The 12,712-nt window shown below is 51.7% G+C and carries 6 protein-coding genes and 1 pseudogene; 1 reads left to right on the top strand and 6 read right to left on the bottom strand.

From position 1 onward, the window contains the following. Positions 1 to 24: 24 nt before the first annotated feature. Positions 25 to 1,209, bottom strand: coding sequence for an ABC transporter substrate-binding protein (locus ACUVOF_RS13980; protein WP_447044949.1), 1,185 nt, complete (start codon positions 1,207 to 1,209; stop codon positions 25 to 27). 187 nt (positions 1,210 to 1,396) lie between these two features. Here ACUVOF_RS13980 and ACUVOF_RS13975 point away from each other — a divergent pair, with 187 nt between their 5' ends. Then, positions 1,397 to 2,812 (top strand): amidase, encoded by a 1,416-nt coding sequence (locus ACUVOF_RS13975; protein WP_447044948.1) that lies wholly within the window; start codon positions 1,397 to 1,399, stop codon positions 2,810 to 2,812. Positions 2,813 to 2,945: 133 nt separating this feature from the next. On the opposite strand, the gene ACUVOF_RS13970 is transcribed toward ACUVOF_RS13975, so the two are convergent. The 5 genes and pseudogenes from ACUVOF_RS13970 to ACUVOF_RS13950 all read right to left on the bottom strand — a co-directional run. Next, a complete protein-coding gene (locus tag ACUVOF_RS13970) occupies positions 2,946 to 4,580 on the bottom strand; it encodes a ShlB/FhaC/HecB family hemolysin secretion/activation protein (protein ID WP_447044947.1) in 1,635 nt (544 codons plus the stop codon). Between the two features lie 20 nt (positions 4,581 to 4,600). After that, the gene (locus ACUVOF_RS13965) at positions 4,601 to 8,626 is read right to left on the bottom strand and encodes a two-partner secretion domain-containing protein (RefSeq protein ID WP_447044946.1); all 4,026 of its coding nucleotides are present in this window, start codon (positions 8,624 to 8,626) and stop codon (positions 4,601 to 4,603) included. Between the two features lie 109 nt (positions 8,627 to 8,735). Beyond that, the gene (locus ACUVOF_RS13960) at positions 8,736 to 9,452 is read right to left on the bottom strand and encodes a response regulator transcription factor (protein WP_447044945.1); all 717 of its coding nucleotides are present in this window, start codon (positions 9,450 to 9,452) and stop codon (positions 8,736 to 8,738) included. A gap of 26 nt (positions 9,453 to 9,478) precedes the next feature. Beyond that, positions 9,479 to 11,452, bottom strand: coding sequence for an ATP-binding protein (locus tag ACUVOF_RS13955; protein WP_447044944.1), 1,974 nt, complete (start codon positions 11,450 to 11,452; stop codon positions 9,479 to 9,481). Positions 11,453 to 12,216: 764 nt separating this feature from the next. Beyond that, positions 12,217 to 12,711 (bottom strand): annotated as a pseudogene (locus ACUVOF_RS13950) (sodium:proton antiporter); the annotation flags it as partial. Between the last annotated feature and the right edge of the window lies 1 nt (position 12,712).

Below are 12,712 nucleotides of genomic sequence, written 5' to 3'. Positions count from 1 at the left end.
AGTTGTGCCATGCAGGCGTCCCGATTAGCGCTCGTCCCACGCCGGTGTTGGGTAACGAACTTCCTCAGCAGCCAGGTCGGCTGGGAATACGGTGACGTGCTCACCGTCCTGGATCTGCAATACAAGGCTGCGAATCGGGTTCTGTCCTTGAAAACCATCGAAGCTTTCAAACACAACATGAGTGACCGGTGTATCCAGGTCGGTTTCAGCTAGTGCATCTCTGACGTCACTACGCTCAAGGGAGTCGGCACGTTCAAGTGCATCGGCCGCCACACGAAGTGCCAGATAACCCTCAGCTTCGTAGAAGGTAGGCTCTTCGCCCGTCTTAGCCTTAAGGCGTTCATAGAGATCTTCCACGCCCTCGTACTGAACATCCTTACTCCAACTCACCACAGTGGCCACATACTCGGCAAGATCACCCACCTGATCGACGAAGCTAGGCAAGGCGGCACCGGTGTCGATAGCCACCGCTTTGGGATTGAGGTTTACCTCGCGCATCTGACGCGCAATAGCGACCCCATCTTCAGCGTAGGCAACCACATAGAGCAGGTCAGGCTCCTCGGAGCGGAAACGGTTGAGGATGGGTCTAAAATCAGAGGTGCCTTGATCGTAAGATTGGTCGCCCACGATTTCATAGCCCCGCTCTTCGGCTAAACGTGCGCCCTCTTCGGCCAATGACGCCGGCCAAGCCCCATTGCCATACAGCATGGCGACGGTTTCCAAGCTATCGTCTTGTTCGCGTAGAAAATCGAAATAGTCGAAATAGCTCTCTGCCACAATCGTTGAGTTGTGCTTGGCACGAAATACCCAGGGTGAACCTGGTTTGGTAATACTGTTGTCTGCGCTACCGAGCACAATGAGCGGAATCTCTTGACGGGTCATTAGCTGTGCCATCGGCCCAGTAATGCTTGATGCATAAGAGCCCATAATCAAAGGAACATCCTGTCGATTAAGTGACTCGGTCGCTGCCAACGCACTGGTAGCTTCAGAACGATCATCTTGCACGACCAGCGCCAGAGGCTCTCCCCTCACCCCACCGCCTTCGTTGATTTCCTCCAACGCGACTTCCATTCCTGCCTGATAGCGCTCACCAAAGGCGGCGAAGGGACCCGACAAGCTGTTAATGACACCAACTTCGATATCAGCGAATACGGCGGGGGCCGCCAGAAGCCAGGGGGCCATGGAAGCGGCAGCGATCAATTTCTTCATTGTTTTCTCTCCCTCCAAGATCTATAAAACAATTTATGTCGATTTTTTAGTGGCTTTTCGATTATTCACGACTAATTATGTATAGACCAAGCTTGCTAACGGCTGCAAGACAACCTCAATAAACGGTACGCCCCCTTACTCAGTCATGTACCAATCTGGTCGCTCATTTATTCAATAAGGAGTTTTCATGACGATCCCTTCGGATCCAGTGGCGTCACTAGGCATCACTGGCTTTGCCGCCGCGCTGCGCAGAGGTGAAATCACCTCAGAACAAGCGGTGAGCGCGTATTTAGCCCGTATCGAAATATTGGATCCGTTGCTTTGCGCCTATGAAACAGTGGACGCCCGCCGTGCTCTAGCCACGGCTCGCGCCATGGATACGCTGCTGGCCAATGGTGTCGACTTAGGGCCACTGATGGGGCTTCCGGTCTCAGTTAAGGATCTGTTTGTTATCGATGGTATAACCCCGCATGCAGGCTCCAACCTACCTGTTCAGGACAAGCTGGGCACGCAAGAAGGAACCTTCATCCGTGCGTTGAAGTCATCGGGTTGCGTCATTCTGGGAACCACTCGGATGGTCGAGTTTGCGCTCGGGATAACGGGACACTCCGTCTCTCGTGGTACGCCCTGGAATCCGTGGGATGACCAGCACCATCGGCTGCCTGGGGGGTCAAGTTCAGGCGCCGGGGTCGCACTCGCCGCGGGTTTATGTGGTTTATCTATCGGTAGCGATACAGGAGGATCCGTCAGAGTGCCGGCAGCGATGTGCGGCTTGTTCGGCTTAAAGACCACGGTAGGCCTGTGGCCCACTGACGGTGCCTTTCCTCTTGAACCCAACACCGACTCCATCGGCTTACTCACTCGAACCGCTCAGGATGCTGCCATTGCCTTCGATGCGTTGAATGCCAGAATCAATCCGTCATCTCAAACCCATCACGCTTCGATAACCCCTAGTCAACTTACATTGGGCGTGCCAGACAATTACTTCCTTGAGGGTATCGATGCAGAAATGCAAAACGCGTTTGAACATGCCCTATTAGGGTTTGAAGCGAGTGGTGTAAAGCAGGTTTCCCTACAGATACCCAATGTGGATGGACGCGAGCGTTACTTCCCTGTTGCCATGCCCGCTCAATTGCTCGCATGGTTAGGAGAAGGGTTCTTTCTGGACCATAAAGCGCTTGTAGACCCTATTATTCGTGCACGTATTGATAAGGGTACTGGTATCAAAGCCCATGACTACTTAACACTGGCGGAAGAACGGCACTGTCATATTGAGGCGGCTAAATCTTTGTTTGATCAAGTAGACTTAATTGTCAGCCCGACCACTCAGGCGCCACCGCAGAAGCTGAAGGAACTAGAGGACCCTGACATGGCGATGCAGGCGGCAATGGGTATGACACGCAATACCCAGCCTGCCAATTATTTCGATTGGTGCGCCATTACTCTACCAATGGGGATAAATTCGGATGGCTTGCCACTTGGCTTGCAATTAAACGGCCCAGGAAATACCGATTCGAGGCTATTAGCCATTGCCGTCGCCTTGGAGAATCTTCTTGATCCAGCCCCACAACCCAAACCTTTTCATGGCCATGCGCTGCGTTGAGTAAGTTGATACTGACGATACCTGTCTCTATCACCGTCCAAACTCATAAGGGCAGATCCGAAAAGAGCTACGAACCATTACCGAGATAGTTGAGTAGGCGGCAGCCCGCGTTTCGTGCTGCCGCCTTATATTGTTAGAAACGATAGCCAACACTGAACCAGAATCGTGGGTCTTTCTGACGCTCATCCGACTGAGCATCGCCGCCGCTGAGCTTCCAGGCTGACACAAGATCGACACTCCAATCATTGGAGTTGTATTTTAGACCGAAGCCTCCCCCTGATAGGCTCCGATCGTCGCCTTCGTCGATGCCACCGTTAAGAGTTCGGCCGCCATCAACCAACAAGTAAGGGCTTAGCCCACCATCCAGGTTGTAACGCAGCTCCAACTGAGCCAGCCAGCCTCGGCTGTCAGACCCTTCACCCACCGGGAAAGCGCGTACGCCGTTAGGGCCACCGAGATAGAAGCTTTCGGAACCATCCAGGTGACGCTGGTCTGACCATTGACCACTGAAACGACCAAACAACGTCAACTGCGATGTCAGCCTTTGCAGCCGCGCGACATCCAGGTTCAATTTGGTAAACCCATAATCGTTACCGACAGCGGCCGTCTGATCTGCTTCAAGGTTGCCGGGCGTCAGGGTAGCGGCGCCGTAGCTAATGCCTCCCCCAAATAGATTGTCACGATGATCGAATTGAAGTGCCAGCGGCAGTGAGCGGCTTTCAGTAGCTTTAGTATAGCCGATGAAATCAGCGTTATCGTCCAGGTCTTTTTGCTGGTAAGTAGCTGAAAAACTCAGATTACTTCGCTGGGTGCGGATCAGCGGATAGCTCAGCCCGGCTGATAGTACTTCGGCAGTGCCGGTATAGCCTTCGAAGCCCTTGCCGAGCGTGTAATCGGTAAAATCATAACCGACTGTACCGCGTAGCCCCGAGTAACCTAGTGGGAGAGAGTAGCTGAGCTGGCCGAGCCAGGTGTCCTCACTGGAGTAAAGGGCAGCTATGCTCAGCTCGTCGCCAACGGTTAGTAGGCGGTTGGCTTGCAGGTCCGCTCGAGTACGGTACTCACCGGAGTAACGGCTGCCATGATTATCCACACCCACTCGGCCAGTGAACCGGTCACCTTGTTCAACCTGAGCATCCAGATTGCCAGTGCCATAGTCTTGTCCGGGACGCATCACAGGAACAATGTTCAGCCCCGGCAGGTCGCCTGCGATCAGCAGTGTCCTCTCCATTGCAGAGGACTCAATGACGTCACCCGGTGCCAGCGGTTCCAGGAATTTTCCAACCGTGCCGGCCAGCGCAGGTTCACCAGAGGCAGATACCTTGCCGTAGTGCCCCTCAATTACAGTGATCAGCAAGGTGCCATTGTCCAGCGTTTGCGCTGGCAATATGGCCCGTGCGAATGGGTAGCCCTGCGTGCGGTAAAGTTCGCTGATGCGGTTGGCCAAAGCCTGCAGTTCGGACAAGTCGTAGGTTTGTTCAAATACACCTTCGCCCAGTGCGGCTAACAGTTCCTCTGCTGATAAAGCGGTATTATCCTTGAACTGGATTTGGTTGATTGCAACCTCAGGGCCGCCAGCCTCGCGCTCGGACAGTGCTTGGCCTTCCAGACGAATATCAACTGAAGGGCGTTGCGGCTGAAGTGTGTCTTGTCGGTTTTCCTGGTAGATCAGGCCAGCATCGGGTGGCTCCTGTGCAAACGCAGGTAAAGAAATGGTGGTGGCCAGAGCAATGGCTATCGTCATGGGTGACAATGCAAACAGCTTCATAATAAATCGTCCAATCTCAGTTATTGTTCGTCGGAATTTTGCGAATTGTTCAGATATAAGCCGCCATCCACCACGAACACTGGAAGAAGACCTGATTGATCACGCTTGCTGTTTTGCTCAGTAATGGTTGCTTCTTCGGTATCAACCAATTCCAGTCCGCCCGATAATCGTTGGTTTTCCTGGCGTTGATTGGATGAAGGAACGCTGGAGTTCATGGCAAACTGTATGGCATCGTTGTCAAAACCCGCGCCAGGCCTACTCTCCCCCCTCAGACCAGAACTTAGCTGCTGCACCGCAGCGATCGCGCGTAAGGCCTGATTGCCACTATTAGTGTTGCCACCGTCGCTATTGCCACCGCCGGTATCGTCATCGCCGCTATCACCACCACCGGTATCGTCATCGCCGCTATCTCCACCGCCGCTATTGTCGTCGACGCTATCACCGCCGCCGGTATCGTCATCGCCGCTATCACCACCACCGGTATCGTCATCGCCGCTATCTCCACCGCCGGTATTGCCGTCGCCACTATCTCCACCGCCGGTATTGTCGTCGCCGCTATCACCACCACCGGTATTGTCGTCGCCGCTATCTCCACCGCCGGTATTGCCGTCGCCACTATCTCCACCGCCGGTATTGTCGTCGCCGCTATCACCACCACCGGTATTGTCGTCGCCGCTATCACCACCACCGGTATTGTCATCGCCGCTATCACCACCGCCGGTATTGTCGTCGCCGCTATCACCGCCACCGGTATTGTCGTCGCCGCTATCACCGCCACCGGTATTGTCGCCGCCGGTGTTACCGTCACCTTTGTCGGGGTCCATTAGCTCGGCCCAAGTCTTGCCTTCGCCGAGGCCGGAGTCGTTGGTCTGATTGATGGCGTTGTCATCGGCATCAGTGGTGGCATAAAAACTATTGGTCACCTCTTCTGTTCCAACATGCTCACCTACTAGCCCCCCTATATCAGTAGCACCGGTAGCGCTTCCGGCAGCGTAGGAGGATTTAATCGTGCCATAGCTATTCAGGCCAACTAGACCACCAACAAATCTATCTCCTTCAACGTTACCGGTGGCGTAAGCATTTTCAATGCTGCCACTGCTTTCACCAGCTAACCCGCCAACCGCCACTCCCGTACCCTTAACATCACCCGTGGCATAAACTTCAGATAACGTTGATCCACCAGAACCATCGTAACCACTTGCGCCGATCAATCCACCCACTGCATTAGTACCGATGACATTTGCTGTGCTGTAGGATTGATCAACGCTTGAGGCACTATTCGCAAAACCGACCAACCCACCAGCCCTTGTTGATTGCGCAGTAACACTACCTGATGAATGAACATTCTGAAGGGTGGCGGCATTAGTTTGGCCAGCCAAAATACCTACATAACCATTGCCGTTAATATCAGCATCGTTAACCCCAAGGTTTTTGATGGTTGCAACTTGGGTGTAGCCAAAAAGGCCCACATAATCTGTATCAGGTCGATTAATGGCTAAACCTGAAAGTGAATGGTTATTGCCATCAAAGGTGCCGGTAAATTGATTAGCGTGGTTGCCAATCGGTGTCCAACCGGCACCATTATTGGCACTTGCGCTGGCTTGTTCGTTGTAACCAAAGGTATTTGTGTCTAAGTCATTGGCTAAGTCGAAATGATAATCACCAGCTAAGACATCCGCGTTATAGTTGATGTTTTGTAGCTGGTCCCAGTTGGCGATGGTGTAAGCATCACCTTCTACGCCCATCCCTCCCTCAAAAAGGGTTTCAGTGGGTTTGTATATGGCTTTAATTACAGGAAGATCAATAGTGCCTATTGCATAGCCTGCATAGTCGGCACCTGATATTGAAGTTGCCCAGATACTAGTGTCCCAATGGTTATTGGTGGTTTCAATTATTTCAGCTTTGGTTTTTCCATAGGTTGCACTGTCTACCATCACTCCTGCATTGGTGTCGGTGTCGTAATAAGAGTTTGTAACAGTAGGATAGTTATCAACGGATTCATTTCTAAATGACTTAAATAGCCCTGAAAGCTGTCCATTGGTACCAGTTACTTCACCTGACATATATGAATCTACAAGACTTCCTTTATACCAGTACCCAACTAAACCACTGATGGCATAATCACCATCACCATTAATATTTGCAGTAGAATATGAATTATTCACATCAAGAAATGTTGCTTTGCCTACAAGGGTGCCGATTTCTCTATTACCGGTAACACTGCCAGTAACATGGGTTTTTTCTATCGCTAAAGTGTGAGCTTCGCCAACCAAAATTCCTAGTTGGTTATATCCAGTTATATTTGCATCCAAGATGCCAACATTTTTTATGCTGCCACCTTGTGCGTATGAAAACAGACCTGCTCGACCATGAGCGCTTTTGTCGAAGTAAAAAAGATTTGAAATACTATGACCTAGACCGTCAAAATTTCCGGTAAACACGCTATTACTACCAATAGGTGTCCAGCCACTGCCACTGTTCCAATTAGTGGTTACACTCGCATCAATATGGGATCCCAGCGCATAATTCTTTGATAAATCACCATTCATGCCTTGCAGGTCAGTACCGTTAGTTGAGCCCTCCGCGCCCAAATCAGTAATGACGGTGTAATCGATACCATCTACATCTTTTCCAAGCTTAGTGCTGAAGTTTTGACCGGCTCGCAGGTTGACCGGAGCGTTAATATTGTAGCTCGCAGTGTTATCGGCATTAACCGCACCCTGCCCATACTCCAGTGCCAGTTTGCCACCAGCCCCGCCACTGGCATCAATGGCTGAATTGATTTCGATATTGCGGATGGCATTCAGTGTGAGGGTATTACCGCTTGACCACGTTACTTCGTCGTTAACAAAAATATCGCCATTGCCATCGGTATTCCCGCCATCAACACTTTTAATGGTAACGTTGGTATCTGCTAAATTGATCCCGAGTTGCGCACCAGTAATGTCCCCGCCGTTAGCGGCGATAGTGTAGTCGTTCGGATCAATCAACCACTCGCCGGTTTCACCGTTATCCGCTTTGGTGGTCACAGTGGCTTCATCAAGAATGCTGACGTTGGCTGAACTGGTCTCGATAAACCCGCCATCGCCGCCCTTCGGTGCGCTGGCATCCAGCGTACCCGCCACCTGCACCTGGCCGCTGTCCATATCGCCCATCAGCATGATGCGGCCATCTTCACCTGTAGCGAGGGTGCGCGCTTCGGTGACGCCGGTGTGGTTGATAACACTAGAGGCCAACTCACCGGCTGCCTTGGCGGTGAGGTAAACGAGGCCGCCGTCAGCGCGAATGACGCCGCCCTGTTCAATATAGGTGTCGAGCAGCGCTTCCTCGACTTCAATTTTAACTGGGCCGCCGAGGTCCAGTGTGACCTTGCTGCCAGCGCCCATCAGCGTGCTGCCCTGGGGCGTGGTGATGTTGCCGGTGTTGATGATTTCAGCGGCAATCATCGCGACGACACCGCCTTCCGCGGTGGCGATATTGCCCTGGTTAACGATGGCGTTGGCGCTGGCTCCCTCGAAGTGGTAGTTGCCAGCCATGAAGTCTTCAGTGGAAATATCCAGCGTGGAGGCGACCAGTGAACCAACATCCACTCGGGCGGTAGAACTGAACATCACGCCATTAGGGTTGACCAGGAATACGCGGCCGTTAGCGTTGAGAGCACCGCGAATATCAGAAACATTATTACCCGTCACCCGGTTGAGTGCGGCGGCCTGGGCATTAGGCTGGACGAAGTTGACGGCATGGCCTTCGGCAATAGAAAAATCTTGCCAGTTGATGGCTATGTTCTGGCTATTCTGTTCGATGGTGAGGGTGTTACCCGAGCCACTGATACTACCCTGACCACCAACGACAGCTCCCCCAGAAGGCAGGCCAGCAGCGTGCAGAGGCAGAGCCATCAGGAATAGAGTGCCTGCGGATATGGCTTTCAGCGACCCTACGACACCTCCAGAACCACTTGATGAATTCTGATTCGAATGACTAAGCTCTGAGGCGGCCTGCCACACCCCTTTACTTCGATTCCATACCACTTGATAAACCCGATTCATCCCCGCACCCCCAGTTTGTTTTTTTCCCTAGGCTAATGTGCGTGATATCGCTGATAGTTGTCAGTCTCAAACCTCTCAACTCTCTCAGTGTGGCGCTTATTTCTGATATTTATTCTGTGATCTGCCCAACAAAGACCAGGCCTTTACCAAAAATGGAGCGAATCGGCAGGGAGATATCGTGCTGCCTGGCTTTTTTACGCAGCCGGCTCAGGATGACATCAATACGATGGAGCTCTGGCGTTTCGTCGTATTGAAACATAAGGTCCAGCAGTGCTTCTTTGGCAAAAATCTCGCTGGGTGAGCGGCCAAGTACACTCAGCAGTTTATATTCCTGGGGGGAAAGCTGGACGGTTTTACCATTGGGTGTCTCAAGGCACTGATGGCCCGAAACCAGGCGCCATTCAGCGCCGTCGTGTTCTCGCGGATGCGCTACTCCCGCACTTACTTGCTCATGCTGCATTCGCTGCCAAAGCGTTTGTAGGGTCGTTGCCAGCTCAGAAAAATTAATGGGCTTGACCAGATACAGGTCGGCACCCAGATTCAGGCCGCGAAGCTTGTCGGACTGCTGGCCGCGGGCTGTGACGATAATCATGCCGAAATTACCTAGGTCGGCCAGGTATTCGACCACGCTGAAACCATCTTCGCCGGGTAAACCAAGATCCACCAGCACAATATCCGCCGGGCTGCGGTGCAGTTTTTTCCAGAAACTCTCTGCACTGTCTGCCCCCCAAACGTTGTAACCTCGGTGTTGAAGAAAGAAAATCAGCTCCTCTCGGAGGTCGCTGCTGTCTTCAATGATGGCGATAGTGGGTTCTCTGGATGTCATTAACTTACTGACTCCCATATTTTTTGTTAAAAGAGAAAGACGAAACAGCTGCCTTCCGGTGAGCTACTGTGTAGCTGTAGGTCACCGTCGTGGGCGCGGGCAATCTGACGAGCTACATAGAGACCGAGTCCCGCTCCTCGTTTGCTTTGTGTTCCGCGGCGATAGCGATCAAAAATCTGCTTGGCATCCTGCTCATTGATTCCTGACCCCTTGTCAAAAATACTGACAATGGGGCGGCCATCCTTTTGGCTGCAGTCTATGTGAATAGCGCCGCCTGCCGAATATTTAACGGCATTATCAATCACATTCGAAAGCGCAATTCTAATCAGTGCGGCATCTACTATAACAGTCCACTCCAGTGCGGGAGCCTGACTGGCCGGCTTGCCCTCTATGGTCATGATGAGCTGGTGAACATCCGACAGCTGTACCAGGGCCGCTGAAGAATCAATCAGCTCGAACAGGTTGGCCGGTTGTGGGTCCAAGTAGAGGTTTTTGGCGGCCAGCCTGGCATCAGCCAGGCAGTTGTCAGTCAGTTGTACGAGCCGTTCAGTGGCCCGCTGGATCTTGTTGTAGCGCGGCGTTCGGTCACTGTTATCGTGCTCTAGATAGCGAAGGTTCTCGAGACTACCCGAGATGATCGCCAGTGGCGTTCTGAATTCGTGTGAGACCATGCCCATGAATTGACGCTGATGAAAACTGGCATCACGTTCTGCCTTGAGTTCGCTGGCCAACTGGCGTTTTTCATACTCCTCCAGCTTCTTTTCTCTGATGCGATATACCGCAATCGCCATGACCAGCAGCATATTCACGATCAGCGCATATTGCCAGATGACGTAGAGTTCAGGCCTGAAGGGAATCCAGCCGAACGCTGTAAACAACCCGAACATGCTGGCAGCGATGCATATCAAGGGGCTCAGGCCTAGCAGCAAGGTTGATATGCGATAGCTTTCCAGATGCCATACAAACAACACCGAGATAATGAACGTAATGGAGGTAGGCAGGTAAAACAACGCCTGTATTTTAACAGCCAGGTCGTACCGATTCAGGGGGATGAGGATCAACAATAATAACGTCAACCCGCAACAGGCCATCATGATCTTATAGGCCCAGGGCAGATGCTGTTTCATATTGACAGTTTCAACGCATAGCCAAAGCAACGCGATATACGAGGTGAGCGTTAATATGCTGGTCAGATAATGCTGAAGCGGCACGCCCATATCCGGTAATAACCAATTCAGATATCCCTGAATACTGGCAACAAACAGGTAGGTGATAGAAAAGGTAGTAACTGACCAAAGCAGACGGCCACCTAGTACGATGGACAGTATAACGGCAAGCAGGGTGGAGATAGCGGCAAGGCCAAAGTAGAAACTCCAGAAGGCCGTGGTACGGCTCGCATAGCGTAGGAACTCGGCCGGCTGCCATAGGCTCGCTTTCAGAATGGTAGTGCTACTGCTTTGTACCCGAATGATCGCTTCGTAACTCTGCCCGTTATCTAGAGGAGGAAGCACGAACACCGGGTTACGGTAGTCAATATCCGATCGCCCGAGCAGCAGGTCGCCCGTTTGCTTGAAGTGCCAAGGCTGGTCGGAATTTTTTGGGCGATAGAACAGGCGGATGTCATCGACAAAATTCGGCCCCAACTCCAACCAGCGCGGCTGACCTGCGAAAATGGTTTCCGATAACTCAAACCGAAGCCAGAAGGTATCGCGTACGTAGCCACGAGAGAAAGTAGTCCGCTCCGTCGAAGCCTGTCCTTGGAGCTGCTCTACGGCCTGTTCGAGAGAGAGTTTCCCTTGAGGATCTGTCAGTACGCTATACGGAATATCTTGACCCAACCTTAATGGATCCGACTGGGCGGCAGTTGTCGGGAGAAAACCCAGCAACAGAAGAAAGGCGTAAATACCATAACGGACGAGACAATTTTGTGAGTGAAGATACCTACGAGGGCTGACGCGAGTATCCCCTGATATTGCCAGCGGAGCGATCGTCTTCTTCAAAGCATTTTCTCCCGGCCCATCTCGTTTTTGTTCATAGTGTTAGTCAGAAATTTTGATCTGATAACGACATACTGGACATTATTCTGCATAAGCAGCTAGAAGAGTTGCAAAGACGTTAAGCCATTAAATGGTTGATCAGCTCTAAAAAATAGTTAATACAGAGTATTCATATCGGAGACGTCTACAGCTTTCAGTGAGCTTTCACTGTGGATCGCCTGTGAGGTCGAAAGCAAAATCGCGAAATATAAAACTTAAAAGCCTGCCTAATCGGCTAAGTTAATTGGCGTCCCTTTCAGGAGAAAAATAACACATAAACGAATGATTTTAAAGTATTTAATGAAAATACAGAAATTTCAATATACCACGCAGTATACCTAGCTCTCTCTTAAAAGCTGAATCGGAAGTCATGCATGCTTCTATGATAAAGCAGTGACATTGCTTCTCTGCCCCAAAACGGTGGCTAATGCCTCGCAAATCAAAGGTTACAAGCTAAATATTACTCCTCGAGCACCACTATCTTGCTTCATTATATTTAAGCGGTATTCACCATCTCAGTGCGTCTGCACAAGCCAACCACTTGAGACTTTAGGCCATACCACGTCGCCTCTAGCAGGAACCCGCCGTTACCAGCAAGCCTTATAAGCAATGTTTTTCTTAGCTATCGGTCAGCCCATGGCCTAGCTTGAGACTCATTAACTCTACTTGCCTTTTGAAAACGCACAAATCCGCATGATTTCGCATGACCCCAATTCACCCAAAGCCCGCCCATAGCCCCGCAACATATACGGCGCCGTGATACCGAAGGTAATCACGCAAGCCACCAGTCGCCGGTCAAGCTTCAGGTGGTTCATCAGCTTTAGCAGCGGCGGCACCAGCACTGGAATAAAAGCAATATGGACAGGAATTAAGTTCTGCGAGCTGATTGCCGCGGCTAACAGCGCCGCCAGTAGCGTATAGGTAACCGTGCGGCGGCTACCGCCAGACTCATCTAGCTGAAAGCGCCTTATGGCCCGGCTGGCCAGCAGCTCGGTGATACCAGAACGGGATAAAGCGACGGCAAAGGCCCCTAACACCGCATAAGAGAGCGCGATGGTGGCGCCATTACCCAGCCCCTCATTAAAGGCGTCAAGGATCTCTCCAATAGGCATACCTGCATATAACCCACCGACCAACGTGGCGACGATAAGGGCAAACACAACTGAAACGCGAGCAAGACTCAAGCCGACCATCACTAGGATAGCCAGAACGATAGCATTCATG

The organism is Vreelandella sp. H-I2, assembly GCF_052959335.1.
The sequence above is the reverse complement of the archived record's forward strand: the minus strand, read 5'-3'. Positions and strand labels throughout refer to the sequence as shown.

Excerpts from the sequence above, each read along its gene's own strand:
- ACUVOF_RS13980 (WP_447044949.1), bottom strand. The coding sequence starts at position 1,209 with ATGAAGAAATTGATCGCTGCCGCTTCCATGGCCCCCTGGCTTCTGGCG.
- ACUVOF_RS13975 (WP_447044948.1), top strand. The coding sequence starts at position 1,397 with ATGACGATCCCTTCGGATCCAGTGGCGTCACTAGGCATCACTGGCTTT.
- ACUVOF_RS13970 (WP_447044947.1), bottom strand. The coding sequence starts at position 4,580 with ATGAAGCTGTTTGCATTGTCACCCATGACGATAGCCATTGCTCTGGCC.
- ACUVOF_RS13965 (WP_447044946.1), bottom strand. The coding sequence starts at position 8,626 with ATGAATCGGGTTTATCAAGTGGTATGGAATCGAAGTAAAGGGGTGTGG.
- ACUVOF_RS13960 (WP_447044945.1), bottom strand. The coding sequence starts at position 9,452 with ATGACATCCAGAGAACCCACTATCGCCATCATTGAAGACAGCAGCGAC.